23 protein-coding genes are annotated in these 24,868 nt (G+C 70.3%); 8 read left to right on the top strand and 15 right to left on the bottom strand.

Annotation, left to right across the window (positions count from 1 at the left end; all coding sequences use genetic code 11):
* Nucleotides 1-33: 33 nt before the first annotated feature.
* The 4 genes from ACFTE1_RS08395 to ACFTE1_RS08380 all read right to left on the bottom strand — a co-directional run bounded on the left by ACFTE1_RS08395 (nucleotide 34) and on the right by ACFTE1_RS08380 (nucleotide 2,256).
* On the bottom strand, nucleotides 34-918 hold the full coding sequence (locus ACFTE1_RS08395) for a TIGR01777 family oxidoreductase (protein ID WP_380617974.1): 885 nt from the start codon (nucleotides 916-918) through the stop codon (nucleotides 34-36).
* A gap of 36 nt (nucleotides 919-954) precedes the next feature.
* Nucleotides 955-1,080, bottom strand: a complete 126-nt coding sequence (locus ACFTE1_RS08390; RefSeq protein WP_380617973.1) for a hypothetical protein — start codon at nucleotides 1,078-1,080, stop codon at nucleotides 955-957.
* A gap of 95 nt (nucleotides 1,081-1,175) precedes the next feature.
* Complete coding sequence (locus tag ACFTE1_RS08385; RefSeq protein ID WP_380617972.1) at nucleotides 1,176-1,724, bottom strand: dihydrofolate reductase family protein; 549 nt, start codon at nucleotides 1,722-1,724, stop codon at nucleotides 1,176-1,178.
* 142 nt (nucleotides 1,725-1,866) lie between these two features.
* A complete protein-coding gene (locus ACFTE1_RS08380; protein ID WP_380617971.1) occupies nucleotides 1,867-2,256 on the bottom strand; it encodes a VOC family protein in 390 nt (129 codons plus the stop codon).
* Between the two features lie 280 nt (nucleotides 2,257-2,536).
* Between ACFTE1_RS08380 and ACFTE1_RS08375 the strand changes: the two genes are divergently transcribed.
* On the top strand, nucleotides 2,537-3,994 hold the full coding sequence (locus ACFTE1_RS08375; RefSeq protein WP_380617970.1) for a catalase: 1,458 nt from the start codon (nucleotides 2,537-2,539) through the stop codon (nucleotides 3,992-3,994).
* 42 nt (nucleotides 3,995-4,036) lie between these two features.
* Here ACFTE1_RS08375 and ACFTE1_RS08370 read toward each other — a convergent pair whose 3' ends face one another.
* Nucleotides 4,037-5,305, bottom strand: a complete 1,269-nt coding sequence (locus ACFTE1_RS08370) for an MFS transporter (RefSeq protein WP_380617969.1) — start codon at nucleotides 5,303-5,305, stop codon at nucleotides 4,037-4,039.
* A 188-nt stretch (nucleotides 5,306-5,493) separates the two neighbouring features.
* Here ACFTE1_RS08370 and ACFTE1_RS08365 point away from each other — a divergent pair, with 188 nt between their 5' ends.
* The 4 genes from ACFTE1_RS08365 (at nucleotide 5,494) to ACFTE1_RS08350 (ending at nucleotide 9,119) form a co-directional block, all read left to right on the top strand.
* Nucleotides 5,494-6,327 (top strand): hypothetical protein, encoded by an 834-nt coding sequence (locus ACFTE1_RS08365; RefSeq protein WP_380617968.1) that lies wholly within the window; start codon nucleotides 5,494-5,496, stop codon nucleotides 6,325-6,327.
* A gap of 174 nt (nucleotides 6,328-6,501) precedes the next feature.
* Complete coding sequence (locus tag ACFTE1_RS08360) at nucleotides 6,502-7,761, top strand: cytochrome P450 (protein WP_380617967.1); 1,260 nt, start codon at nucleotides 6,502-6,504, stop codon at nucleotides 7,759-7,761.
* A gap of 193 nt (nucleotides 7,762-7,954) precedes the next feature.
* Nucleotides 7,955-8,839, top strand: a complete 885-nt coding sequence (locus ACFTE1_RS08355) for a phenylalanine 4-monooxygenase (RefSeq protein WP_380617966.1) — start codon at nucleotides 7,955-7,957, stop codon at nucleotides 8,837-8,839.
* The gene (locus tag ACFTE1_RS08350) at nucleotides 8,829-9,119 is read left to right on the top strand and encodes a 4a-hydroxytetrahydrobiopterin dehydratase (RefSeq protein ID WP_380617965.1); all 291 of its coding nucleotides are present in this window, start codon (nucleotides 8,829-8,831) and stop codon (nucleotides 9,117-9,119) included. The genes ACFTE1_RS08355 and ACFTE1_RS08350 overlap by 11 nt, the downstream gene beginning before the upstream one ends.
* A 121-nt stretch (nucleotides 9,120-9,240) precedes the next feature.
* On the opposite strand, the gene ACFTE1_RS08345 is transcribed toward ACFTE1_RS08350, so the two are convergent.
* From ACFTE1_RS08345 to ACFTE1_RS08325, 5 genes are all read right to left on the bottom strand, one after another.
* A complete protein-coding gene (locus ACFTE1_RS08345; RefSeq protein WP_380617964.1) occupies nucleotides 9,241-9,519 on the bottom strand; it encodes a hypothetical protein in 279 nt (92 codons plus the stop codon).
* An 85-nt stretch (nucleotides 9,520-9,604) separates the two neighbouring features.
* Nucleotides 9,605-11,089: a molybdopterin-dependent oxidoreductase gene (locus ACFTE1_RS08340; protein WP_380617963.1), complete on the bottom strand. Its 1,485-nt coding sequence runs from the start codon at nucleotides 11,087-11,089 to the stop codon at nucleotides 9,605-9,607.
* Nucleotides 11,090-11,153: 64 nt separating this feature from the next.
* Entirely contained in the window at nucleotides 11,154-11,888 is a 735-nt protein-coding gene (locus ACFTE1_RS08335) for an anti-sigma factor (RefSeq protein WP_380617962.1), read from the bottom strand.
* Nucleotides 11,885-12,514 (bottom strand): ECF RNA polymerase sigma factor SigK, encoded by a 630-nt coding sequence (gene sigK, locus ACFTE1_RS08330; protein ID WP_380617961.1) that lies wholly within the window; start codon nucleotides 12,512-12,514, stop codon nucleotides 11,885-11,887. The genes ACFTE1_RS08335 and sigK overlap by 4 nt, the downstream gene beginning before the upstream one ends.
* Before the next feature lie 156 nt (nucleotides 12,515-12,670).
* Complete coding sequence (locus tag ACFTE1_RS08325) at nucleotides 12,671-13,561, bottom strand: alpha/beta fold hydrolase (protein WP_380617960.1); 891 nt, start codon at nucleotides 13,559-13,561, stop codon at nucleotides 12,671-12,673.
* 110 nt (nucleotides 13,562-13,671) lie between these two features.
* Here ACFTE1_RS08325 and ACFTE1_RS08320 point away from each other — a divergent pair, with 110 nt between their 5' ends.
* Nucleotides 13,672-15,603 carry a BTAD domain-containing putative transcriptional regulator gene (locus ACFTE1_RS08320; RefSeq protein WP_380617959.1) on the top strand — a complete coding sequence of 644 codons (1,932 nt, stop codon included), beginning with the start codon at nucleotides 13,672-13,674 and terminating at the stop codon, nucleotides 15,601-15,603.
* 428 nt (nucleotides 15,604-16,031) lie between these two features.
* A complete protein-coding gene (locus ACFTE1_RS08315) occupies nucleotides 16,032-16,625 on the top strand; it encodes a TIGR03086 family metal-binding protein (protein WP_380617958.1) in 594 nt (197 codons plus the stop codon).
* A 47-nt stretch (nucleotides 16,626-16,672) separates the two neighbouring features.
* Here the strand turns inward: ACFTE1_RS08315 and ACFTE1_RS08310 are convergent, their stop codons facing one another.
* A complete protein-coding gene (locus ACFTE1_RS08310; protein ID WP_380617957.1) occupies nucleotides 16,673-17,122 on the bottom strand; it encodes a VOC family protein in 450 nt (149 codons plus the stop codon).
* A 370-nt stretch (nucleotides 17,123-17,492) separates the two neighbouring features.
* Between ACFTE1_RS08310 and ACFTE1_RS08305 the strand changes: the two genes are divergently transcribed.
* Nucleotides 17,493-18,434 (top strand): endo-beta-N-acetylglucosaminidase H, encoded by a 942-nt coding sequence (locus tag ACFTE1_RS08305; protein ID WP_380617956.1) that lies wholly within the window; start codon nucleotides 17,493-17,495, stop codon nucleotides 18,432-18,434.
* Between the two features lie 59 nt (nucleotides 18,435-18,493).
* On the opposite strand, the gene ACFTE1_RS08300 is transcribed toward ACFTE1_RS08305, so the two are convergent.
* Genes ACFTE1_RS08300 through ACFTE1_RS08285 form a run of 4 tightly spaced genes read right to left on the bottom strand, consistent with a single transcriptional unit; the run spans nucleotide 18,494 to nucleotide 24,853 of the window.
* Nucleotides 18,494-21,682, bottom strand: a complete 3,189-nt coding sequence (locus ACFTE1_RS08300; RefSeq protein WP_380617955.1) for a glycoside hydrolase domain-containing protein — start codon at nucleotides 21,680-21,682, stop codon at nucleotides 18,494-18,496.
* Nucleotides 21,679-22,611, bottom strand: coding sequence for a carbohydrate ABC transporter permease (locus tag ACFTE1_RS08295; protein WP_380617954.1), 933 nt, complete (start codon nucleotides 22,609-22,611; stop codon nucleotides 21,679-21,681). Before ACFTE1_RS08295 ends, ACFTE1_RS08300 begins: the two co-directional genes overlap by 4 nt.
* Nucleotides 22,608-23,495: a carbohydrate ABC transporter permease gene (locus ACFTE1_RS08290; protein WP_380617953.1), complete on the bottom strand. Its 888-nt coding sequence runs from the start codon at nucleotides 23,493-23,495 to the stop codon at nucleotides 22,608-22,610. Before ACFTE1_RS08290 ends, ACFTE1_RS08295 begins: the two co-directional genes overlap by 4 nt.
* A gap of 56 nt (nucleotides 23,496-23,551) precedes the next feature.
* Nucleotides 23,552-24,853, bottom strand: a complete 1,302-nt coding sequence (locus ACFTE1_RS08285) for an ABC transporter substrate-binding protein (protein ID WP_380617952.1) — start codon at nucleotides 24,851-24,853, stop codon at nucleotides 23,552-23,554.
* Nucleotides 24,854-24,868: the final 15 nt, after the last annotated feature.

The following is a 24,868-nucleotide window of genomic DNA, read 5'->3' as shown; positions in this document are numbered from 1 at the left end:
CCGGGCCGCAGACTCTGAACTCGACCGCGGGCGTCAGTCCACTCGCGGGAAGGCCTCGGCCAAAGCCTCCTCCACCGTCCGGTGCTCGAAGGCGAAGCCGGCCTCCCGCAATGTCTTCGGCACGACCTTGGCGCCGCGCAGCAGCTCCACGGCGGCCTCTCCGGCGGCGATCTTCGCCGCCCAGCCGGGTATCACCCACGGCGCGGGCCGTCCCAGCGCGTCGGCGAGCGCCCGGGTGAAGTGCCGGTTGGTGACCGGGGTTGGGCCGACCATGTTCACCGGTCCGTCCACCTCGTTCTCCAGGAGGAAGATCGTCGCCGACACCCAGTCGTCGAGGGAGATCCAGGGGAAGGCCTGGCGTCCGTCGCCGAAGCGGCCGCCCAGGAACAGTCGGAAGATCGGGGCCATCTTGGCCAGCAGGGGGCTGCCGCGGCCGATGACGTGGCCGGTGCGCAGTTTGACCACGCGTGTCCCGGCCTCGGAGGCGGCGTCGGCGGCCAGTTCCCACTCCGCGCAGGTGCGGCCCAGGAAGTCGGAGCCGTGCGGGGCGGTCTCGTCCACCTCGTGTCCGCCCGTGTCTCCGTACCAGCCGACGGCGGAGGCGTTGAGGAGGACGGGGACTTCGGCCTCCGCGACGGCGGCGGCGATCTCCTGGGTGGGGATGATGCGGCTGCGTCGGATGGCGTCCTTGTACTCGCGGTTCCAGCGTCGGCCCGCGATGGGGGCGCCGCACAGGTCGATGACGGCGTCGGCTCCCTTGAGGACCTCAGAGTCGAGGCCGTCTCCGTAGGGGTCCCACGGGATCTCGTCGTCGGTGCGCCGGGAGCGGCGCACCAGGCGGACTATGTCGTGGTCGTCCAGTCCTCCCCTGAGGGCCCTCCCGAGGTACCCGCTCGCTCCGGCCATGATGATGCGCATGCTGTCACTCTATGCCTTCCGGTCGCCGTTGTCCGTCTAAGCGGCCGGGCTCGGGTGGTGCGGATGGTCGGCCTGGTCGGCGGGGCGGTCGGGGGATACCGCAGGCGCCGCTGTGGCCGCCGGGTCCGGGGCGGGCCGGCTCAGCGCTATGGTGTCGTACATCCCACCATCGTACTAGAGTCGGCCCGCCTTGGCACGCTTCGGAAGCGGCTGGATCGGGCATCGGACAGGACCTCGGGGCGGGTCCGTGGGGAGGGTCATGCGAGCGTGTAGGTGAGCCCTACGATGCCGGAGTCGAGGCGTTGGAGCTCGACCAGTTCCATCGCGGCGGTTTCGATGCCTTCGAAGAGGCGTCCTCCGCTGCCGGCGATGACGGGGAAGAGCCAGAAGCGGTACTCGTCGACCAGCCGGTGCTCCATGAGCAGGCGACTGAAGGGGCCGCCGGAGCCGACCTTGAGGATGTCGCCGCCGGGGCCGGACTTGAGGTCGGCGACCGCTTCGGCGACGTCGCCTTCGAGGAGGCTGCCGTTCCAGCCGAGGTCGGTTCCGGTGAAGGTGGAGGAGGCGACGTGTTTGGGGACCGTGTTCATCTTGACGGCGTAGTCGCCGAAGGCGTCCTCCAGGCCCGGCCAGATCAGGGAGTGCTGTTCGAAGCTGACGCGTCCGTAGAGGAGTGCGTCGCAGGAGAAGAGGAGGTCCTGGGAGACCTTGCCGAACTCGCCCTCCCAGGCGGGGCCGACCCAGTTCTGGGGTGTGCTGATCTGGCCGTCGAGGGTGATCGCGGCCTGTTCGATGATCTTGCGCATGGGTGTCCGTTCTTCTCGGGGTTCTCGGCCGTCGGCCGATTCGCTTTCGGTGTGGTGACGACGTCCGCGCGCAGGATTCATCGGTGTCCGGCCATCCCGTCGGGTGCGGTGGGCTCTCGCCGGGACGCGCCGCCCCTGCTCGCTAGTACAGCGGGCGTTCGCTGACGCTGCGCTCCACGCAGAACTCGTTGCCCTCGGGGTCGGTGAGGACGACGAAGCCGGTGCCGTCGTCGGCGCGGTGGTCCCGGTGCAGTTCAGCGCCGATACCGAGCAGCCGGTCGACCTCCTCGTCGCGGGTGCGGTCGGTGGGGACTATGTCGAGGTGCAGGCGGTTCTTGACCGTCTTGCCCTCCGGCACTTGGAGGAAAAGGAGGTTCGTGCCCTTCTCGGGGTTGACGAGGTAGGCCTCTTCCTGGCCGGGGAGGTTCGGGTCGTGGTCGTATTCGCGGAAGCCGGTGACCTGCTCCCAGAACTTTGACAGCCCGTAGGCGTCGTGGCAGTCGAAGGTGACCTGGCGGATGAAGGAGACCATGGAGGTCCTTTCCTGATTATGTACACATGCTAATCCGATCATCCCAGTGTGGACGCGGGCGTTCAACACCTTTTCCCCGGGCGGCCGCCGAATTCCACTGATGTCATTACCAGCGTCCGGACGGGGTGGGGAAACACTGGAAACGCAGAGCCGAAGCGGCCGGAATCCTACGATCGGCCGTAGGGGCCGCCTCAGCCGGTGCGGACCGGATCCGAGGTCGCGGGCCTCCGCGACGGTGAATCGGCCGGCGGCGAACAGCGATCGATACTACGGAGGAACCATGTCCGCGACGCAGTACGGCCGGACGACCACCAACGCCGGCGCCCCGGCGCCGAGCGACGAGAACTCCCTGACAGTCGGGCCCGACGGCCCCATCGTTCTCCACGACAACTACCTGATCGAGAAGATGGCCCAGTTCAACCGCGAACGGGTCCCCGAGCGGGTCGTCCACGCCAAGGGCGGCGGCGCCTACGGGGCCTTCACGGTCACCGGCGACGTCAGCCGCTACACCAAGGCCGCGCTCTTCCAGCCCGGCGCGACCACGAGGATGCTGGCGCGGTTCTCCTCCGTCGCCGGGGAGCTCGGCAGCCCCGACACCTGGCGCGATCCCCGCGGCTTCGCCCTCAAGTTCTATACCGACGAGGGCAACTACGACATGGTCGGCAACAACACGCCCGTGTTCTTCATGCGCGATCCGCAGAAGTTCCAGGACTTCATCCGCTCGCAGAAGCGCCACCCGGTGACGCACCTGCGCGACAACGACATGCAGTGGGACTACTGGAGCCTCTCCCCGGAATCGGCCCACCAGGTCGCCTGGCTCATGGGCGACCGGGGCGTCCCCAAGACCTGGCGGCACATGAACGGCTACAGCTCCCACACCTATATGTGGACCAACGCCGAGGGCACCAAGTTCTGGGTGAAGTACCACTTCAAGACCGACCAGGGCGCCGACTTCCTCACCCAGGGGGAGGCCGACCGGCTTGCGGGGACCGATCCCGACCACTATCTCAAGGACTTGCACGCCGCTCTCGCGGCCGGGGACTTCCCGACGTGGACGCTGCAGGTGCAGATCATGCCCTTCGAGGAGGCGGAGGACTACCGTTTCAACCCGTTCGACCTGACCAAGGTCTGGCCGCACGGGGACTATCCGCCCATCGAGGTGGGCCGGATGCAGCTCAACGAGATCCCGGAGAACTACCACGTCCACATCGAGCAGGCCGCGTTCGAGCCGTCGAACCTGGTGCCGGGCATCGGCCCGTCTCCGGACAAGATGCTGCTGGCGCGCATGTTCTCCTATCCCGACACCCACCGCCACCGGATCGGCGTCAACTACGGCGAGCTGCCGCCCAACCGGCCGAAGGCCGGGGTCCGCTCCTACTCCAAGGACGGGGGCATGCGCCACTTCCCGGCGGAGACGGCGCGGCCCTACCACCCCAACTCGTACGGGGGCCCCGACGCCGAGGTCCAGGCCGGGGACGACCCGACCGGGTGGAGCTCCTCGGGCGACCTGGTCCGCAACGCCTATACGCCGAGGAAGGACGACGACGACTTCGGGCAGGCGCACGCGCTCGTGCGGGAGGTGATGGACGATGCCGCCCGAGACCGGCTGGTGTCCAACGTCGTGGGCCATCTGAGCAAGGGCGTCTCCGAACCGGTGCTGAAGCGCGCGGTGGAGTACTGGAGGAACATCGACGCCGAGGTCGGCGATAGGATCGCTTCGGGCATGGGAGTCTCTTAGCCTTCCCGTCAGCTCTGCGAACTGCGGAGGCCGTCGGCGGCGTCACCTCTTCCCGGGGACGCCGCCGACGGCCTCTTCGGCGAAGGACCGCCTCGTGCGCAGCGGTGTGGCCGCGATCGGCAGGCACGCGGTCAGCGCCACCGCCCCCGCCGCGCACAGCGCCGTCCGGGTGTCCCAGAGGGCCGCTATCGCCCCGCCCGACAGGGCGCCGACGGAGGCGGCGAGGGCCCCGGCCACGCGGAAGGTGGCGTTGACCCTCCCCAGGACGGAGTCGGGGGTGATCTGCTGGCGGGCGCTCACCTGGGTCACGGCGAACACCGCCGTGCAGAACCCGACGCCCGCCCCTCCCGCTCCCACGGCCCAGACCAGCCAGTCCGCGTGCACGGCCGGGACGGTCAGAAACGCCGCGGGCAGCGCCGCCAGGCCGCCCACCATGGTCGGGCCCTGGCCGTAGCGGTCGGAGAGGCGCCGTGCGGCCAGCGCGCCGAGCACGCCCCCGGCGGCGGACATGGCCAGCACCAGTCCGGTCGTCTCGGGGTCGGCGTGGAGGGTGCGGGCGATGAAGACGATGTGGACGGCGGCGTACATCGCCGCGCAGAGGTGGAGCACCATGTCCGACAGCGCCATGGCGCGCAGCGCGACGCTGGAGGCGACTCGGCGCACCCCGTCGGCGATCTCGCGGCGCAGGTCGGGGTTTTCCGTCCTGTGGCCGGTGTCCTCTTCGACCCTCACGCCAAGAAGGAGGAGGGTGGACGCCAGCGCTCCGGCGGCAGTGGCGAGGACGGCGACGGGGGCGCCGAGCCGGGCCGCCAGCTCCCCGCCCGCGGACGGGGCGGCCAGGACGGATATCTGGGCGGCCCCCTCGATCTTGGCGTTGCCCTCGACGAGGCGGCGGCGCCCGACGAGGACCGGCAGGAGGCTCTGCCGGGCGGTCTCGTAGAGGACGGTGAGGGCGCCGACCGCGAAGACCGACGCGGCCAGGTACCAGAAGGTCAGCTCGCCGATCGCCCACAGGATCGGGATGACCGACATCGCCGCCGCCCGCACGAGGCCCGTGGCGATCATCAGGGGTTTGAGCGCCATGCGGTCGGTCCACACCCCGGCCGGCAGGCCGAAGACGAGGACGGCGACGGTGCTCAGCGCGGTCGTCACTCCGATCTGGAACTCCGAGGAGCGCAGGACGTAGACGGAGACCATGGGTGCGGCGACGGCCATGGTCCGGTGTGAGAGCGATCCGAGCGCCGCGGAGAGGAAGTAGGTCCGGAAGGACCGGTCCCCCAGCAGTCGGGGGCGGGTCGTTCCGGAGGGCATAGTCCCAGTGTACGAACGCGGCCGGTACGCCCGGCACGGTGGAGGCCCTGCGGCCGGTTCCGTCACGGCGACGATGCTCCCTATAGGAGGTACCAGAAGTAACGTCCATGCATGCCATGAGTTAGAATCTTCGGCGCACGCACCGCAGACCGTCTCCCCGACCGCCCCGCTAGCAAAGGCATTCCCCCGTGTCGTACTCCCAGGCCACCGTGCCCTCCTCCCCCGCCCGCCGTTCGCCGTTCGTCCTCTTCGCGGGGGTCCTGGCCGTGCTCGCGGTCCTCGCGCTCGGGGGCAGCGTCGACCTCCGCGAACCCCCGGGAGACAACGCGGCCGGCCTGGAGCTGGTGAAGTCTCTGGACCTCGCCGGCGAGTACAGCGTCGTCCTGCACGAGCACGCCACCGGCGAGAGGGTCGTGGCCTACCGGGCCGATGAAGCGCACCCCTCCCAGTCGACGGTCAAGATCCTCATCGCCGTCGTGGCCCTCGAACAGGGCACCGATCCCGACACCGTCGCCGAGATGCTGACGGCCAGCGACGACGAGATCGCCTCGCGCCTGTGGTCGGAGTTCGGCGGCCCGGACATCGTGTCCACCATGGCCGTGCGGATGGGCTTGAAGCACACCTCCGGACCCGCCGACTGGGGCCGGTGGGGCGACACTCGCGTCTCCGCCGCGGACATGGTGCGCGTCTACGCCTTCCTCCACGGAAGCCTCGACGAAGACCTGCGGAAGGTCGTCATGGACGCCTTGGTCGGCATGGCTCCGACGGGCGCCGACGGCTTCGACCAGACCTTCGGGCTCCCGCGGGCGGGAGGGCCCGGGCCCTGGGCGGTCAAGCAGGGCTGGGCCTGCTGCGCGCCGGACCGCAACCTCGTGACCACCGGGACCCTCACCGGGGACAGGCGCTACACCGCGGCGGTCTTCGGCTCGTGGGACTCCGACGAGGTCGGTTGGGAAGAGGCCGCCGAGGAGATCTCCGCCGTCTCCGAGGCCCTCGTGGAGCGCGTTCCCGCCGTCGAGTAGACGTCTTCTAGACGCCCCTGGACTGTCACCGAATCGACAACGGCAGGTACACCAGGTATTCCATACTCCGATTCACGGGCGCCTCCGGAATCCCGGCTAGATTTCACCAATTTCACAAAACTGTGAATTATACTGGGCAACAAGGGAACGAACGCTCAATGAAGAGGAGGCACCATGTCTCAGAACACCGCGAACCCCGCCCCCGTCCGCCCGGTCGACGAGGTCTACACCGAGTTCGTCCGCGCCGGCAGCGGCAGGCAGTCGGAGGAATGGGTCCGGCTGATCCGCGAGATGGCCGCCCACGGCCCCATCGCGGACCTGGGCCGCAACCGCTTCGCCGTGATCGGCTTCGACGAGGTCGACGAGGCGCTGAAGAACCCCGAGATCCTCATGATCGACTTCGAGCACCAGCAGAGGTTCCTGGAGGACGTGCCCGACAGCGTGTCGGTGCGGGCCTTCGCCGACACCATGCTGATGCAGAACCCTCCCAACCACACCCGCATGCGCAAGGTCTTCCGCCGCGCCTTCACCCCCCGCCGCCTGAACCTCCTGCGGGACTCCATCGAGGCGATCGTCGACCGGGCGCTGGACGCGCTGCCGGAGAAGACCGGGCCGGACGGCACGGTCGACCTGGTCGACAACTTCACCTACCGCATTCCGATCCAGGTCATCTCCGACCTCATCGGGATCCCCGAGGCCGACAGGCCCCGCGTCGAGGCCGACGCCGAGCTGTTCATCAAGGCCACCGAGCTGGGCGACGGGGACGACGGAGAGCGCCGGAGGCTGGCCGACGAGGGCACGGAGCGGCTCCAGGAGTACTTCCGCGGATTCATCGCGACCCGGAGGGCCGAACCGGCCGAGGACCTGGCCAGCGAAGCCATCGCCAACTCCGACGCGATGGAGGACCCGCTCACCGAGAACGAGATGACCTCGAACTTCCTGCTGCTCTACTTCGCCGGGTTCTTCACCACCGTGCACCTGATCGGCAACGGCATCGTGCACGGGGACCGCGAACGGCACTGGATGCCGCTGGTGGCCTCCGGCGGCACCGTCGCTGACGGCTACGTCGGCGAGACCCTGCGGGCGTGGCCGTCGATCCTGTTCACCGCGCGCCGGGTGGCCGACCCCGTCGAGCTGGGCGGCACCACGCTGCCGGCCGACTCCGACCTGGTGGTGATGACCAGCGTGGCCAACCGCGACCCGGCCGTGTACCCCGACCCCGACCTCTTCGACCCCTACCGCGACCACGGGCGGGTCCTCACCTTCGGGGGCGGGGCCCACTTCTGCATCGGCGCGGCGCTGGCGAAGATGGAGGCGCGAGTGGCCCTGTCCAAGCTCTGGGAACGCCATCCCGACATGCGCCTGTCGGGCGAGCCGGAGCTCGCCCAGGTTCCCGGCGTCATCGGCTACAACCGCCTCCCGGCCCGCCTGTGAGCACAGGCCCGGCGCGTTCGTCCCATGATACGGACGCACCGGGCCTGTCCGGGCATTACGCGTGAGCAGGACCGCGGCACGATACTGAACGAAATGACGAATCCTGATCACTCAGGCGACCGCCCACTGTTGGATTTGCGCAGAAACCGCGGAAAGCATTGACAGTTGTGCCCAGCCGTGATGAAGTTTGCACATGTTCGAAGAAGCACAGTACTTCGCGCCGGTCAACACCAAAGACGACGGATCCGTCGAGGTGGAACTGGCCTCCAGCCACCCGGGGTTCTCCGACTCCGACTATCGCGATCGCCGCAACAAGCTGGCGGCCCTCGCCGTGGACTGGTCCCCGGGCAAGCCCGTGCCCGTGGCGCCCTACACCGACACCGAGCACGAGGTGTGGCGGAAGGTCAGCACGGAGCTGGCCGTCAAGCACCGCGGCCTCGCCTCGCAGGAGTTCCTGGACGGCGCAGAGGAGCTGTCCCTGCCCGGAGACCGCATCCCCCAGCTCTCCGAGGTGAGCGAGAAGCTCTCGCCCATCACCGGCTTCTCCTACCGCCCTGCCGCCGGACTGGTCCCCCTGCTGGACTTCTACGGCGTCCTGGAGGACAGCCAGTTCCACTCCACCCAGTACATCCGCCACCACTCGGTGCCCTTCTACACGCCCGAGCCGGACGTGGTCCACGAGGTCATCGGGCACGCCAACGCCCTGGCCCACCCGCGGTTCGCCGCGCTCTACCGCCTGGCCGGGCAGGCCGCCCGCCGTGTGGAGTCCGACGAGGCCCTCGAGTTCGTCTCCAAGGTATTCTGGTTCACGATGGAGTTCGGCGTCATCGGCGAGAAGGACGGTCTGAAGGCCTACGGCGCCGGCATCCTCTCCTCCTACGGGGAGATCGACGAGTTCCGCAAGATGGACATCCGCCCGCTCGACCTGCGCCAGATGGGCACTGTCGACTACGACATCACCAAGTACCAGGACATCCTGTTCAAGGCCGAGTCGATGGACGAGCTGGAGGACGTGGTCGGCACCTTCTGGGCCGAGTGCGACGACGAGAAGATCGAGGAGATCCTGCATGGCAAGTGAAGTCCTGACCGAGGACCGGTTGAAGGAGGCCCTCGCCGGCCTTCCGGAATGGCGCGTCGAGGACGGGCAGCTGCGGCGCGACGTCGAGGCGCCCTCGTTCCCCGAGGCGATCGCCCTGGTCGTCAAGGTCGCCGAGAAGGCCGAGGAGGCCAACCACCACCCGGACATCGACATCCGCTGGCGGACGGTGCACTTCGCGCTCGTCACGCACGACAGCGGCGGCCTCACAGAGAAGGACACGTCGATGGCCGCGTCCATCGACGCCCTCGCCCGCTTCTAGGCGGCGTCCCGGATCGGCGACGGCCCGAGACGGGGACCGGCCCCGCGGCGAGCGCGGGGCCGTACGGCGTGAACCGGGGCGGGAGCGGGCGGCCCGGCCCCAGGGAGGTCGTCGGGAGGCCCTAGCCCTCGGAGTCCTCTCCGTCCGACATGCCGTCGTCCATCTCGCCGTCCTCGGACATGTCGTCCTCCCCCGACATCCCGTCGTCCGACTCGTCCTCTCCCGACATGTCGTCGTCGCCGGACATGTCGCCGTCCGTCTCCCCCTGGTCCTCCATCTCGTCGGACATGTTCTTGTCGTCGTCCATCTCGGAGTCGTCGCCGTCGCAGGCGGCCAGTCCGAAGACGAGTCCGCCGGCCAGCAGTGCGGAGGCGGCGCTCCGGGCGATGGTGTGCTTCACGGTCTCTTGCCTTTCTTCTCTGCTCTCCCGGACCGGTCGGTCCGGGCAGGTCTCTTCGCTCTGCCGGGCCCTTCGTCCCGGCGTCTCATTCCGCGACGGTGACGCGGACGGTGTGCAGTCCGGTGGCCCCCGAGGGGAAGGGCTCGCTTTCCTCTTCCTCCTGGAGGTCGCCTTCGCCGTCGGTGGCGCGGACGCGCAGGAGGTGCTCGCCGGGTTCGGCCCGCCACTCCCACACCCACTGGCGCCAGGTGTCGTCGCTGGTGACGGGCGCGAGGTCGGCTTCGTTCCAGGGGCCGTCGTCCACCTGGACCTCCACCGCCGAGATCCCCCGGTGCTGTGCCCAGGCGACGCCCGCCACGGCCACGGCGCCCTGCCGGGCTTTGCTCCGGGGCGTGTCGATGCGCGAGGCGGTCTTGATATCGGTGCGTTCGGCCCATCCGCGGCGGGTCCAGTAGGCGTCGAAGTCGCCGAAGGAGGACAGTTCGATCTCGGTGAGCCACTTGGTGGCCGAGACGTAGCCGTAGTGGCCGGGGACGATCATGCGCACCGGGAAGCCGTGTTCGACCGGGAGGGGTCGGCCGTTCATTCCCACCGCGAGCATGGCGTCGCGTCCGTCGCGGCAGTCGGCGGCGGGGGTGCCGCAGGTCCATCCGTCGGCGGAGCGGCTGACGAGTTGGTCGGCGCCCTTCTCGGGGCGGGCGAGGTCGAGGAGGTCGGACAGCCGCACGCCCAGCCAGCGGGCGTTGCCCGCGAGGGTTCCCCCGATCTCGTTGGAGACGCAGGAGAGGGTGACGTCCCTTTCGATCAGGGGCATGTCCAGCAGCTGTCGGTAGGTGTACTCCAGCGGCCGTCCCACGCGCCCGCCGATGCGCAGCACGTAGTCGTCGGGATCGATGCGGGGCACCGAGAGGGCGGTGTCTACGCGGTAGAAGTCCTCGGCGGGGGTCAGGTAGGGCGTGAGTCCCTCCCGGGCGATCCCTTCGGCCTGCGGTGCCGGGGAGGCCGGTTCGGGGAGGACCACGTCGCGGCGGGCCTTCTCCACGTCGGTGGCTCCGCCCGCGGCCCAGCCGGCGAGTCCGGCCGCTCCGGCCCCGGCGAAGACGCCCAGCAGCCTCCTCCTGCCGATCCGCACGGTCCCGTCCTCCGAGTCTTCGGGGCGGAAGAGGAGGGCGAAGGCGCCCAGGCCCGTCAGCGTTCCGACCACTGCAGGCAGTGCCCATGCCGGGGACGAGCCGGGGCGGCCCAGGGCCGCGGCGCAGCCGACCGCGCCCAGCAGCGCCAGGGCCCAGTATCCGACGGCGGGGCGGCGGCGGGCCGCGATTCCGATTCCCGCGGCGAGCGTGGCGATGACGACCGCCATGCCGGCGAGCAGGACCAGTTTGTCCCGCTCGCCGAAGGTGCGGACGGCGAAGTCCTTCACGGGTTCGGGCGTCGCGTCGACGGCGGCCGCGCCGACTGCGAGGAACGGCGAGCTCAACGGGGCGAGGGCCGCGGCGAGGGCATGGGAGACGCCCAAGACCACTGCGGCGCAAGCCAAGCCGCCCAAGGCGGCGGATGTTCTTCCCTTCACGCCCCTTCATTCGCCGCCGCCGGGGCGGCGGATGGGTGGGGCTGAGGTTTTTCTTCCGGTCGGCTCAGCCGTCCATGTCGATCATGGCGACGGCGGGCATCGACGGCTCGCTGGATCCGCCCACCGGCTCGTCGGTCACGCCGACGGCGTAGCCGGGCCCGTAGTCCCCCAGCATGACCGCGGCCGAGCGCATGCCGGAGTCCAGGACCATCACCGAGTGCGCGCCGCCGTCCTTGAACTTCCAGATCTGGTAGGAGCGCGACTCCCCCATGTCGTCCATGTCGGAGAGCATGAGGACGGCCTCGCCCATCTTCTCGGAGTAGACCAGTTCGGCCATGCCACCGCCGGCCGACTCGCGCGTCTTCTCGGCGTCGTCGGCCTCCATGACGGCGGCCATGTCGTCGGGCATGTCGGAGTCGGTCTTGAGCCACTGCCATACGCCGACGGCTCCGGCCAGGGCGAGGACGAGGACGGAGAGGGAGGCGACGAGGGCGCGGCGGGTGCCGAAGCGGTGTTCGCGGCTCCGCCGCCCGGTCAGGCCGGCCCGCACGGCCGACGCTCCGCCGGAGGGCGGTTCCTGGCGGGTGCGCGACACCTCGGCGAGCACTTCGGCCTTCAACGAAGGCGGCGGCTCGGTCGCCGCGTCGTCGCTGAGGCGGGCGGCCGCTTCGCGCAGTTCCCGCTCCTCGAGCCGGCAGGACTCGCATTCGTCCAGGTGCCGTTCGACCTCGGTGCGCTCTTCCTCGTCGACCGCGTCGAGGACGTAGGCGGCGATGAGCGAATGGTTCTCGGCGTTCATCGATTCCCCTCCATGCAGTCCCGCAGGCGCGCCAGTCCGTCCCTGATGCGGGCCTTGACCGTCGGCAGCGCCGCCTGGAGCAGTTCGGCGACCTGCCGATAGGTCAGGGCGCCGTAGTAGGCCATGACGATCGACTGGCGTTGCAGCTCGGTGAGCGTTGCCAGGCAGCGGCGCACCTCGTGGCGCTCCAGGCTGAGCGCGGCGGCCTCGGCGACCTGGTCGTAGTCGGTCTCCCTCGTCGAGGCGGCCGCGCGGCGCTCGCGGTCGGCTCCGGCCTGGGAGGAGCGGACGCGGTCGACGGCGCGGCGGTGTGCGACCGTCGCGGCCCAGGCCTTGGCCGATCCCCGGGAGGGGTCGAACCGGGCGGCCGTGCGCCACAGTTCGACCAGGACCTCCTGAGCGACCTCCTCGGCCTGGGCGGGGCTGCGCAGGACCTTGAGGCAGACACCGAAGACGCGCGGCGCCATCCGGTCGTAGAGCAGGGCGAAGGCCTCTTCGTCGCCGAGGGCGGTCGCCTGGAGCAGGTCTTCGGCGGTGGCGGCGTCGGAGGCTGCCGGGGCGCGTCGGGGCCGTCGTCGGGCCGAGGCGCCGGACCGCGCGCGAGCGGTGCTGCCTGGGTCGGTCATTCTCCCTCTCTCCGGAACGGGTGCGGATGTCCCTCGTCCTTGTTCGGGGCCGCCGGGGTCCCGGATGGGCGCATCTCTGTGCGGATTCCCATCATCCCACGGCGGGCGGCCCGGACGTGCTCGGAGAGGACCCGGTGCGCGCGGGCCGTGTCGCTTTCACCGGGACGCGGGCCTCCTCAGCAGCGCCCGGAGGTCTCCGGCGATCTCGGCGGGGGTCTCCTCGGCCATGAAGTGTCCCGCCTCGGTGGTGCGGAACTCGAGGTCGTCGGCCCAGGCCCGCCACAGGGCGGCGGCGTCGTAGCCCAGCTGCGCGCCCCAGTCCTGCTGGACGACCGTCACCGGCATGGCGAGCTTCGCTCCGCGGTCGCGGTCGGCCTGGTCGTGGGCGAGGTCGACGCCGGCCGAGGCGCGGAAGTCGGCCACGATGGAGTCCACAGCGCCGGCCGAGGCCTTCAGGTACTCGCGTCGCGCTTCCTCTCCGATGGCCTCGGGGTCGCCGGCCCACAGGTCGAGGAAGTACCCGAAGAAGTCGTCGGCCGAGTTGGCGATGAGGCGCTCGGGCAGGCCGGGCGGCTGGGCCATCAGGTAGAGGTGGAAGGCGACGGCGGCGTCGGCGCCGTGCAGGATCTCCCACATGTTCACCGTCGGCGGCGTGTCGAGCATGGCCAGTCGGGTCACCGCCTCCGGGTGGTCCAGGCCGGCGCGGAAGGCGACGAGGGCGCCCCGGTCGTGACCGGCGAGCGCGAAGCGGTCGAACCCCAGTTCGCGGGCGAGCGAGACGACGTCCTCGGCCATGGTGCGTTTGGAGTACGTGTCGGGCCCGGTCGCCTCGGGTTTGCCGCTGCGTCCGTATCCGCGCAGGTCGGGGCAGATGACGGTGTGGTCGGCCGCCAGGTCGCGGGCGACGTGGCGCCACATGAGGCGGGTCTGGGGGAAGCCGTGGAGGAGGACGACCGGTTCGCCCTCCCCGCCGATGGACGCGGACAGGTCCACCTTTCCTCCGTCGACGGTGACGGTCCGTTCCGCGAAGCCCTGGATCTCACTCATACTCTGCTGCCTCTCTTTCGTCTGTCGGACCGCTCCACCGTCGCTCGGGCCGGTCAGCGTTCGATGAGCGCGCTAGATTGGGAGAGCGAATCGGAAAGCAGGTGCGTGGGATGCGTTTCGGGGTACTCGGGCCCGTGGAGGTCTGGGACGGGCGGGGAACGCCGGTCGACGCCAAGGGGCCGCGCCACCGGGCCGTGCTCGCGCGGCTCATCGCCGCCCGAGGGCGGATGGTGCCGGTGGAGCGCCTGGTCGACGACTTGTGGGAGTCTCCTCCGGAGGGCGCGGTGGGGGCGCTGCGCACTTTCGTGGCCGCTCTGCGCAAAGCGGTCGAGCCCGACCGCCCGCCCCGTCTGCCCGCTCGGGTGCTGGTCACCGAGGGGCCCGGTTACGCCCTGCGCACGCCGGTGGAGTCGGTGGACTCCTGGAGGTTCGCCGACGAGGTCGAAGCGGCCTCCACCGCCCCTCCACGAAGGGCCCTGGAGCTCCTCGACGGGGCGCTCGCCCTGTGGAGGGGGCCGGCGTTCGCGGGTTTCGAGGACGAGCCGTGGGCCCGGTCCGAGCGGCTGCGGCTGGAGGGGCTGCGCCTCACCGCCATCGAACGCCGGGCCGACGCGCTGCTGGGCGTCGGCCGACCCGCCGCGGCCGTACCGGACCTGGAGGCGCACACGGTAGAGCACCCGTGGCGGGAGGAGGCCTGGCGTCTGCTGGCGTTGGCGCTGTTCCGCAGCGATCGGCGGGCCGACGCGCTGGAGACCGTCCGGCGGGCCAGGGAGGTGCTGGCCGAACAGCTCGGCCTCGATCCCGGCGACCGCTTGGCGCGGCTGGAGACCGACCTCTTGCGGGACCGCGACTCCGGCGATGCCGCCACCCGGCTGTGGGAGGACACCGCGAGCGCCTTCGACCGCGCGGCCGCCGCCGACGCTCGCTCGCGGCTGGAATCGACGGTGACGCTCCTGAGGGGACTTGCCGTGACCGGCGGTCCCGGACTTATGGCGGCGCAGGAGAACCGGCTGGCGGCCGTCTCCGAGGCCGAAAGGCTCGGCGACCCGGAGCTCGCCGCTCGGGTGATCGGCGGCTACGACGTGCCCGCGAACTGGACCCGTCCCGACGATCCCGACCGCGCCGCCAAGGTGGCGGGGGCCGCGCGGCGCACGCTGGCCGCGTTGGGGTCCCGCGCCCACGAGGCGACCAGGGCCCGGCTCTTGGCCACCATCGCGATGGAGTCGCGCGGCACCGCGGATCCCCACGCGCGAGAGGCGGCGCGCGAGGCCGAGGCCGTCGCGCGCCGGCTGGGCGACCCCCACCTGCTGGCCTTCGCGCTCAACGGCATCTACATGCAGGCCTTCCACCGCACCGGACTGGCGTCCGAGAGGGAGGCCGTCGCGACGGAGCTGGCCGATCTCGCCGCGCGCCACGACATGCCGTCCTATGCGGTCCTGTCGCGGCTGCTACGGCTGCAGGCGCGCGGCGCTCTGGGAGACTTCGCGGGCGCCGCGGCCGATGCCGACGAGGCCGATGCCCTGGGCGAGCGGTACGACCGGCCGCTCGCGGGGGTGTTCACGGCCTGGTTTCGGGCCATGCGGAGGGCCGCTACCGGTGCGCCGGCGGAGGCGGAAGAGGCCTATCACGAGGCGGCGAAGCGCTTGGAGGGATCGGGAATGCCCGGCGTCGAGGAGGGTCTGTTGCCCCTGGCCCTGGTCTGCCTGCGGACGTGGCACGGGGTCGACCCCGGTTTCGCGGCGGCCGAGATGGGGCCGTACGAGCCGTGGGCGAAGCCGGTCCTCCTGTCGGACGCGGGGAGGGAGGCCGAGGCCCTCAACGCCCTCGACCGGTTTCCCGACCCGCCCGCCGGGTTGCTGGCCGAGGCGCTGTGGGTCTTGATCGCCCGCGCGGCGCTGCGGGTGGACCACAAGGTCGCCATGCGGAGGGCTTTCTCCGCGCTCGCTCCCGCCGTCGGCGAGGTGGCCGCGGGCAGCGGCATGGTGACCGCCGGGCCGGTCCGCGAGGTTCTCGAAGGACTGCCCGGGGGAATCCAGTCCTGAGGGGACGGCCCGGCGGCGCGGAATCGAGGAAGCCGTCCTCTTCTGCCGCAACGCCCTGCTCGGAGGAAGGTCTGGCTGTCCAGACCGGGGAGACCGTCCTCTTCTGCCCCAACGCCCTGTTCAAAGGAAGGCCCGGACGCCCAGGCCTGAGGGACCGTCCTCTTCCGCCGCAACGCCCTCCCCCGAGGGCAGTCCGGACCGGGGAGACCGGCTTCTCCGACCGGGCACTGTCCGACTTGAACGGCCGGGCGCCGCGAGTCCGGGGCCTCCGCCCTCGTCCCTCCACTCTGCACAAAACGGGCATAAAGAACGACATACTAGACACTATCGATAAATAACGGCTCGCGGCCGCGCCGGACTGGTGTCCGCGGCGCACCGCGCACTAGACTGAAACTCCCTGTTTCCCAATGGTTAAGGAGCCCGGGCCCGTGGCGCACGACTTCTCCATGGATCTGGCGGCCGTCTTCGACCGCACCGCCGACATCATCTCCCACATCGAACCCGACGAGTGGGACCGTCCCACGCCCTGCAGCGAGTGGAACGTCCGCGAGGTCGTCGCCCACCTCGTGCTCGGCAACAGGGCCTACGTCTCCCGCATGCGCGGAGAACCGCCGGAACGCTCCCCGTTCCCCCGGCCCGGGGACGACGACGTGCTCGGCGACGACCCCGCCCGGACCTACCGCTGCTCGGCCGCCTCGCTCCTCGACGAGATAGAGGCGCCCGACGCCATGGAACGCACCTACGAGCTGCCCTTCACCACCGTGACCGGCGAGGCCGCCCTGAGGATCCGCATGACGGACAACCTGGTCCACGGCTGGGACCTCTCCCGGGCCACCGGGCATCCGCTGCACTACTCCGACGATGTCATCCTGCGGCTGGCCGAAGACCTGGCGCCCATGGTGGGCCGGCTCCCTCGCGACGGAGAGTACTTCGGGCCCATCGAGGAGATCCCCGACGGCGCCCGGCCCATCGACGTCCTCGCGGCCCTGCTGGGCCGGAAGGTCGGCGCCGAGACCGGTTGACGCCGCGCCCCGCCGGCGTGCGAATCGCGGCGCACGGGCGGCGTCCGTCAGGAGTGGACGCAGAACTCGTTGCCCTCGGGATCGGCCATGACGATCCACTTGGCGCCGTGCTCGTCGTACTCGCCCAACCGCCTCGCGCCGAGGCCCTCCAGGCGGTCGGCCTCGGCCCGGTACCGGTCCGGCCCGTAGTGGAGGTCCAGGTGCAGGCGGTTCTTCCCCTCCTTCTTCTCGGGCACGAGCTGGAAGAGCACGCGCATGCCCAGTCCGACGCCGCTGTCGTGGACGGGGTCGTCGGGATTTCGCACCGCTGCGGCCGTCCTCCACGCCCTCCGGCCGTCGACCTCGACCACGTGGCCGTCGGGGACGACCCCGTCCGCCATCAGCCTTTCGATCGTCGCGGAGTGGTCCTCCACGGCATAGTCCATCGCCTCGGCCCAGAACGCCGCCAGCGCGTGCGGATCCTCGGCGTCGACGCAGATCTTGAAGTGCACGGGCATGGAACCCGACCTCGCTTCCCACTCGTTCCCGTGAGGGCCGCCCGACAACGGCGCCCCTACCGTCCCCGCATCGTAGGCCCCGGGTACGACACCCGCTCCGCATACCGGCACCCGCGCAGGTAAGGGCCCTGTGGTTCCCGACCGGCGCAACCCAGCGGACTGCGGCCGAGCCCCGACCTCCCAGCGGCGCGGCGGCTCGCGACCGCGTGGAACCGCGGCCCCGGACTCTCATCATGCGCTTAATGACTACAGAGGGCAGAGTTTCGATTTCGCCTTGCCAGCACTATCGCTCTGCTTACTTAAGCGCTATAGTCAAAGGTGGCCACGAAGTGGTGGCCATCACGAAGCGAAGCACGAAAGAAGACTTCTCATGACCGAACCCATCGACCGGCGCAGCGTACTGCGCCGCACGGCGTCCGCCTCGATCGTCGCTCTCGGCGCCGCGGCCGGGGGCCTCTCATTCGCCTCCGCCGCGTCCGCGAAGGGGCGGCCGGACCGGTGCGCCGACGAACCGAAGCGCGTCGTCTACGTCGAGGTCAACAACAACGACATGGCGAACGTCGCCGACTACACCCTCCAGGGAACGTCCCGCCCCGCCTTCGACATGGCGATGATCTTCGCCGCGAACATCAACTACGACACCGCGACCTCCTCCGCGTACCTCCACCTGAACGACCGCGTGACCGAGACCCTCGAGGACGCCGCGAACCAGATCCGTCCGCTCCAAGAGCGCGGGACCAAGGTCCTGCTGTCCATCCTCGGCAACCACCAGGGTGCGGGCATCGCCAACTTCCCCTCCCAGGAGGCGGCGGCCGCCTTCGCCGACGAGCTCGCCGGGGCGGTGGAAACGTACGGCCTCGACGGCATCGACTTCGACGACGAGTGGTCGAAGTACGGTGAGAACGGCACCGGACAGCCCAACGTTTACTCGTTCGTGTACCTGGTGAGCGCCCTGCGGGACCGGCTGGGACCGGACAAGCTGATCACGCTCTACAACATCGGACCGGCCTCCGGCTCCACCGAGTACGACGGCGTGCGCGCGGGCGACACGCTCGACTACGCGTGGAACCCCTGGTACGGCACGTGGAACGTGCCGGAGATCCCCGGCATGGAGGACTCGCGGCTCGCCCCGGGCGCGGTCAACCTGACCGCCACCTCGCCCAGCACCGCCACCTACCTGGCGAACCGCACGGTGGGCGAGGACTACGGCGCGATCGTCACCTACAACCTGACCGCCGACGACCACTCCGACTACCTCTCCCTGATCACCCAGCCGCTCACGGGACGCGACACCGTCTACGACCCCTCGTAACGGACTGTGCGGCAGCACGAGGGGCGGCGCGGTACGCAACCGCGCCGCCCCTCGTGCTGTCAGGCGAGGTCGAAGAGTTCGAGCTGGCGCAGGCCGCAGGCCTCCACGGCCCGGACCCGCAGCATCCTCGCGGTCACCGCCTCCACGAAGGCGAACGGGGTCGTGCGATCGCCACGCAGGGCCTCGACATGCGTCGTCGGGACTTCCCTCCACGCGACGCCGTCGTCGCTCGACTCCCACACGAGGGCGGACGCGGCCGTGTCATCGCCGGGTGCCGTCGTCACCGTCACGTCGGTGATCCGGCCCGGCTCGTCGAACCGCCAACCGGCCCAGTCGCCCGGCGCCAGCTGCACTCGCGAGCCCGAGGCGCCGTCGTCGAACAGCGCCGCGGACGCGGACGGCGAACCGATCGGCTCGCCGGAGCCCCCGGTGAGGTCCGGCCGCCACGGCCGCACCTCGGCCGGGCCCTGCCACAGCGGGCTCTGGTCGGCCTCGGCGGAGGAGTCGGTGAAGACCAGATCGAGGTCGGCGTCGCCCTCCAAGCGGTCCACCTCGAGAACCGGCCGGTCCAGCACCGCCCCGTCGAGACGGGCCTCGACCAGGTAGTGGGCCTCCGGCGACAGGCGGTGCGAGCGTATCCGCAGCCGACCGCCCCCGGAGCGCCGCACCGACACGTCATCGAACAGCGGACTGCCGATGCGCAGCTCGCCGGAAGCGAGCACCAGCGGATACAGCCCCAGAGCCGACCACAGCCACCACATGCTCATCTCGCCGTTGTCCTCGTCGCCGGGGAAGCCCTGGCCGATCACCGCACCGGTGAACAACCGGCGGGCGAGGCCGTGCACCGTCGCTCCGGCGCGCCACGGTTCGTCGCCGAACACGTGGGTCCACGGGATGTGGTGGGCCGGCTGGTTCGAGATCGCGCACATCCCCGACCGCAGCGCCCGCGCCTCGCGCTGCTCGTGGATGACGGTGCCATAGGTGCCGCCGAACGCCTCGTCCGCCGTCTCGGGTTCGGCGAAGAGCCGGTCGAGGTGCGCCCGCAGGCCGGCGGGCCCGCCGTACAGCTCGGCGAGGCCCGGCCCGTCGTGCACGGGGCTCACCGACATGCCCCAGGCGTTCGTCTCGACGTTGTCGCCGCCCCACACCCGCGGATCGAACGGCTCCTCGGAGAACGAGCCGTCGCCGCCGCGCCCGCGGAAGAAGCCGCGCTCGGCGTCGAAGAGACCGCGATAGGAGCGCGCCCGGTTGGCGAAGTAGCGCGCGAAGGCCCCGTACCGCGCGGCGCCTGGACCCGAAACCGACCCCTCCAGGATGGAGGCGAACCGCGCGATCGCGTCGTCGCTGACCGCGTTCTCCAGGCTCCAGCTCATTCCCTCCGGGACGTCGCGAGAGACGTATCCGGTGAACCGCGCTCGGGCAATGCCCTTGCGGCCGCGCTTCGGGTCGGCCGACGGCTCGCAGGCGTTGCGCCAGGCGCTCGCGAACGCGTCCTCGCTCGCGAACGGAACGCCCCACCGCGCGGCGTCGGCGAAGATCTGATCGCTGGAGGTGCCCACCATGCAGTCGACGTAGCCGGGCGCGCTCCACCGCGCCATGTATCCGCCCCGCCGCCACTGCTGCAGGAGCCCGTCGAGCATTTCGCCGGTCGACTCGGGGTCGAGCAGCGCGAACGCCGACCAGGACGTGCGGTAGGTGTCCCAGTAGCCGTTGTTCACGAAGAACTTCCCCTCGGCCGACGGCGGCCCGTCTGGTCCACTGGGGACCATCGGGTCCGCGAACCGCCATTCGGGCGAGGAAGCGGTGCCGGTGTTCTCCGAGGCGCTGTTGGGATAGAGGTGGAGACGGTACAGGGCGCTCGCGACGCGGTCCCGGTCCTCTTCCTCCGCCAGCGAGCGGAAAGGAAGCTCCTGCGGGTCCGGTTCGGGAAGGCCGACCGCCCCGAGCAATCGGTCCCACTCTTCGCGCAGGCCGTCGCGGAGATCGTCGAACGAGCGCTCCGGTGCGAGCTCCCGCTCCAGCGCTCTCCGCGCCTGCTCCACGGATAGGAACGACTGCGCCACACGCACTTCGACCGATTCCGGGCCGGCCACGAAGCCCGCCACACGAGGGCGGCCGTCGTCGTCCAGCCGCCCGGTTCCGGTCACCGGCGAGAGGACTCGTCCGGCGAAGTAGGTCCGCGGCGGATTGCCCCAGTCGGTGTCGCCTTCGGGCACCCACCCGTGGAAGACGCCGTCCGGAGCCAAGTCCAGGTGTCCGGCGTCCGTCAGCTGGTCCACGACGAACCCCACCGTCCGCGACGGGTCGGACGCCGTCGCGCGGAAGGCCCCGCCGTGATCGGTCGCGGTGGCCTCGATCCGCAGGCCTCCGTCCAGGTCGGCGCTGTAGGAGTGCGGACGGGCGGCCTCTGTCCCGGGCTCGATCCACCGGCGGCGCCGGGAACGCGACGAGTGCGCCGAGCCTTGGAAGGGCATGAGCTGCAGGACGCCGCGGTCGCCGATCCACGGGCTCGGCTGGTGCGAGAACTGGACCGCTTCCAGTCGGCGGCCCGGCGGGTCGTCATGCACCGACCACCGGTACGGCCAGCGGGGATCGGAGGCGTCGGTCGCCGGGGTAAGGAAGCAGAAACCGTGGGGTCGGGCCACGATGGGGATCGTGTTCCCTCGCGAGAACCGCGAACCGGAGTGGCTGCCGCGGCGGGTGTCGACCCGCTCGGCGGGAGACGGGGCCCGGCCGGTGGCCCGGCGCCCGACGACGACCTCGACGAAACCGGAGACCTCGCCGGAATACCCGCCGGACAGGGCGTCGGACCCCAGCACGACCTCGACGGCTCCGCGGCGCCCCGCCCACGCCTCCAGGGGCACCGCGTCGGCGTTCCACTGCTCGGGCATCGACCAGGCCGACTCGAACTGCGGATCCGCCGTCACGGGGAAGCCGTAGCGGTCGCGGAGGCGCGGCTCGTCGCTCATGCGCGAACCGTCGTCGAAGCGGACGTCGACCGCGACGGCCAAGGCGGCGTGCGGCGCGTGCGCGGCGTCGGGGCCGTCCGCGTAGAAGGCCCACTCCACGACCGTGTCCTCCGCGATCGTCACCCGGTCCAGGCCGGGAACCGCGAGGCGCTGTGCGCCTTGCGCCGGGTCGAAGCGGTAGGCGAAGACCTGCCCGCCCAGGACTCCCGCGTTCGGGCGTGACGAGGGCGGGTCGGCGGGGCCGTCGGCCGGAGTCAGCGAGGGAGTTCGAGCGCTCACCCTTTCACCGCTCCGTCCTGCACGCCCTTGAAGAAGTAGCGCTGCGTGATGGAGAACATCACCACGATCGGGATCAGGGCGACCATCGTGCCCGCGGCGACGAGGCGCGGGTCCGGTGAGAAGTTGCTGTTCAGGTAGGCCATGCCGACGGTCAGCGTGTAGTTGTCCGGTTCGGTCAGCACCATCAGCGGCCACAGGTAGTCGTCCCACTGCCCGATGAAGGTGAAGATGGCGACGACGCTCGCCATGCCGCGCACGTTCGGCCAGACGATGTGCCTGATGCGCTGCCAGGTCGTAGCCCCGTCGACGGTCGCGGCGTCCAGGACCTCCTTCGGGATCATCCGGCAGGCGGTCGCGATGAGCAGGACGTTCATGGCGGCGATCGCGCCGGGCAGGAACACTCCCCACAGCGTGTTCCCCAGGCCGAGCGCGTTGATCGTGAGCAGGTTGCTCGTGACCGTCACTTCGCCCGGCAGGAGCATCGTCGACAGCAGGATGCCCAGCGCGATGAACTTGCCGCGGAACCTCATGCACGCCAGGGCGTACCCGCCGATGACGGACAGGACGACGTTGGTGACGACCGACCCGAGCGAGACCAGCAGCGAGTGCAGCGCGTAGCGGTACACCGGGACGATGTCGGTGACGGTGCTGTAGTTCCCGAAGGTCGGATCCTCGGGGATCAGCTTCGGCGGGAACGAGTAGAGGTCCTCTTGCGGCCCCTTGAAGGAGGTGGACAGCTGCCACAGGAAGGGGCCGATCACCAGCGCCAGGATCCCGACCAGCAGCGCGTACCGCAGGATCAGGCCGGTCAGGGTGGGCTTGGTGAAGTCGCTGCCGCCGCGGCGCCGGTAGGGGCGCTCCCTGCGGACCTTCTTCGCCTTCGCGGGGGCCTCGGTGGCGGTGGTCGGACGTTCGGTCGTGAGGGTCATGCCGGGACCTTCGCCTTCTTCTCGCGGTTCATGAATGCGATGGCGCTGAGCGGGATCAGCGTCAACAGGAACAGCGCCACGCTGATCGCGGCGGCGTAACCCAGGTTCCCGTTGAGGCCGGAGCCGACCTGGCGGATGAGCATGACGATGGACATGTCGTAGCCGCCGGGACCGCCGGTGCCGTTGGAGAGGATGTCGAGCTCGGTGAACACGCGCATCGCCGCGACCGCGATCAGCGCGGAGACGAGCATCATCGCTCCCCGCACGCTGGGGATGGTGATGCTGACGAAGCGGCGGATCGGCCCCGCGCCGTCCACCATGGCGGCCTCGTGCTGCTCCTTGCCGACATTGCCGAGCGCAGCCAGGTACACGACCATGTAGAAGCCGAGTCCCTTCCAGACGGTCAGCAGGATGGCGGTGGCCAGCAGCCACCACCGGTCCACGAGGAAGGCGATGGGCTTGTCGGTCAGGCCCATCCACTCAAGCGCCTGGTTGAGGACCCCCTGGCTGTCGAAGATCCAGCTCCAGATGAGCGCGACGACGACCACCGACGCGACCACCGGGAAGTAGAAGGTGGTGCGGAAGAACGCGATCCCGGGGATGGTCTTCTCGACCAGGAGCGCCAGCAGCAGCGGCAGAACCGTCAGGAGGGGCACGCACACCACCACGTAGATCAGGCAGGTGATGAGCGCGTACCCGAACTGCTCGTCGGTGAGCAGGCGTTCGTACTGCGCGAATCCGACCGGTTCGGCCGGGCGCAGCGGGCGGGCGTTCGTGAAGCTCAATATGACCGTGTTGATGAACGGCCACAAGGAGAACACCAGCACCCAGATCAGGGCCGGTCCGAGGAGGAGCCAGGGGGTGAACCATTTATGGGATCTCATTGCTCTGCTTTCGTCTGGGCACTGGTGTCCTTCACGAGGGCGTCGGCCGGGGCCGGCTACTCGTCGATGCGGTTCTCGTTCGAGTACTCGGCGGTCAGTTCGAGAGCCTCCGCGGCGGAGATGTCCCCCCGCACCGCGAGCGCCAGCTGCTGGGTGGCGTAGTCGGTCATGGCGTCGGTCCACTGGAACGGCATGGCGCGAGCGCCGTCGAGGGCGTCGAACATGACGTTCAGCGCCTCGGCCTGGGCGGGTTCCATGTCCTTCGCGACGGTCTCGGCGACCTCGTCGGCGCCCTCAGCGGTGCCGGGGGCGAAGCCGGCGGCCAGCGTCGTGAACTCGACCTGGTTCTCCTGGTTGGTGACGAACTCGGCGAAGGCGAGTGCCGCGGGCTTGTTCTCCGAGGTGTTGGCGACGTTGAGGCCCTGGACGAAGAGCGGGGGCGTGCCCGGGCGGGGCGTGGCGACCGTCTTCTCCAGCAGGGACGGGGCCTTGGTCTCGAGGTCGCCGGCGAATCCGGGGCCGCCGGTGGTGTAGGAGACCTTGCCCTGCAGGTACATTTCCGCGTTGCCGGCGTAGCTGCCGGTCAGCGCCTCGGCCGGCATGGCTCCGGCGGCGTAGGCGTCGGCGTAGCCCTGCACCAGGTCGGCGGCCTCGGGGGTGTCGAAGACGAACGTCCCGTCCTCGTCCATCAGCTCGATGCCGTTGGCGAGCAGGACGTCCATGGTCGGCATGGCGGACACCAGCATGGTGTCGCCGTCGGACTCGGCGGCGACCTTCTCGCCGAGGTCCAGCCAGCCGTCGACGGTGGTGGGCAGGTCGTCCTGGGACACGCCGTAGGACTCGAGCTCGTCGAGGTTCCACCACGAGACGTCGCTGCCGAGGTACCAGGGGAGGCCGTAGGTGCCGTCGGAGCCGGTGAACTGGCTGTAGGCCTCCCAGCCTCCGGCGTTGTACTGTTCTTCGAGTTCGGGCTTGGCCTCGGAGAGGTCGAGCAGCTGGTCCGCCTGGACGAGTGGGAACGCCACGTCGGGCGGGAGGTTGAGGACGTCGGGGAGGGTGCCGGAGCTGGCCTGGCTGAGGATCTTGTCCTGGTAGCCTTCGCCGGGCTGGTCGATCCATTCGACCGTGACGTCGGGGTGCTCTTTCTCGAAGGCCGCGATGACGTCCTCGAAGTAGGGGGTGAACTTCTCGTTCTTGAGCGACCAGGTCTGGAACTTGACGGTTCCGCTGAGGTCGCCGGAGGTGTCTATGGGTCCGCCGTCGGTGGTCTCCGGGACGCCGCCGGTGCATCCGGTGAGGAGTAGGGCTCCGGCCGCGGCGACGGCCGAGGCCTTGCCCAGGCTTGTGATTGGCTTCATCGTCAACTCTTCCTT

The organism is Salininema proteolyticum, from assembly GCF_042685645.1.
GTDB lineage: Bacteria > Actinomycetota > Actinomycetes > Mycobacteriales > Micromonosporaceae > Salininema > Salininema proteolyticum.
This window is presented reverse-complemented; position numbering and strand designations above follow the sequence as displayed.

Excerpts from the sequence above, each read along its gene's own strand:
- ACFTE1_RS08395 (WP_380617974.1), bottom strand. The coding sequence starts at position 918 with ATGCGCATCATCATGGCCGGAGCGAGCGGGTACCTCGGGAGGGCCCTC.
- sigK (WP_380617961.1), bottom strand. The coding sequence starts at position 12,514 with ATGACCGACCCAGGCAGCACCGCTCGCGCGCGGTCCGGCGCCTCGGCC.
- ACFTE1_RS08305 (WP_380617956.1), top strand. The coding sequence starts at position 17,493 with ATGACCGAACCCATCGACCGGCGCAGCGTACTGCGCCGCACGGCGTCC.
- ACFTE1_RS08355 (WP_380617966.1), top strand. The coding sequence starts at position 7,955 with ATGTTCGAAGAAGCACAGTACTTCGCGCCGGTCAACACCAAAGACGAC.
- ACFTE1_RS08390 (WP_380617973.1), bottom strand. The coding sequence starts at position 1,080 with ATGTACGACACCATAGCGCTGAGCCGGCCCGCCCCGGACCCGGCGGCC.
- ACFTE1_RS08385 (WP_380617972.1), bottom strand. The coding sequence starts at position 1,724 with ATGCGCAAGATCATCGAACAGGCCGCGATCACCCTCGACGGCCAGATC.
- ACFTE1_RS08325 (WP_380617960.1), bottom strand. The coding sequence starts at position 13,561 with ATGAGTGAGATCCAGGGCTTCGCGGAACGGACCGTCACCGTCGACGGA.
- ACFTE1_RS08290 (WP_380617953.1), bottom strand. The coding sequence starts at position 23,495 with ATGAGATCCCATAAATGGTTCACCCCCTGGCTCCTCCTCGGACCGGCC.
- ACFTE1_RS08360 (WP_380617967.1), top strand. The coding sequence starts at position 6,502 with ATGTCTCAGAACACCGCGAACCCCGCCCCCGTCCGCCCGGTCGACGAG.
- ACFTE1_RS08335 (WP_380617962.1), bottom strand. The coding sequence starts at position 11,888 with ATGAACGCCGAGAACCATTCGCTCATCGCCGCCTACGTCCTCGACGCG.
- ACFTE1_RS08295 (WP_380617954.1), bottom strand. The coding sequence starts at position 22,611 with ATGACCCTCACGACCGAACGTCCGACCACCGCCACCGAGGCCCCCGCG.
- ACFTE1_RS08375 (WP_380617970.1), top strand. The coding sequence starts at position 2,537 with ATGTCCGCGACGCAGTACGGCCGGACGACCACCAACGCCGGCGCCCCG.
- ACFTE1_RS08380 (WP_380617971.1), bottom strand. The coding sequence starts at position 2,256 with ATGGTCTCCTTCATCCGCCAGGTCACCTTCGACTGCCACGACGCCTAC.
- ACFTE1_RS08285 (WP_380617952.1), bottom strand. The coding sequence starts at position 24,853 with ATGAAGCCAATCACAAGCCTGGGCAAGGCCTCGGCCGTCGCCGCGGCC.
- ACFTE1_RS08320 (WP_380617959.1), top strand. The coding sequence starts at position 13,672 with ATGCGTTTCGGGGTACTCGGGCCCGTGGAGGTCTGGGACGGGCGGGGA.
- ACFTE1_RS08370 (WP_380617969.1), bottom strand. The coding sequence starts at position 5,305 with ATGCCCTCCGGAACGACCCGCCCCCGACTGCTGGGGGACCGGTCCTTC.
- ACFTE1_RS08350 (WP_380617965.1), top strand. The coding sequence starts at position 8,829 with ATGGCAAGTGAAGTCCTGACCGAGGACCGGTTGAAGGAGGCCCTCGCC.
- ACFTE1_RS08310 (WP_380617957.1), bottom strand. The coding sequence starts at position 17,122 with ATGCCCGTGCACTTCAAGATCTGCGTCGACGCCGAGGATCCGCACGCG.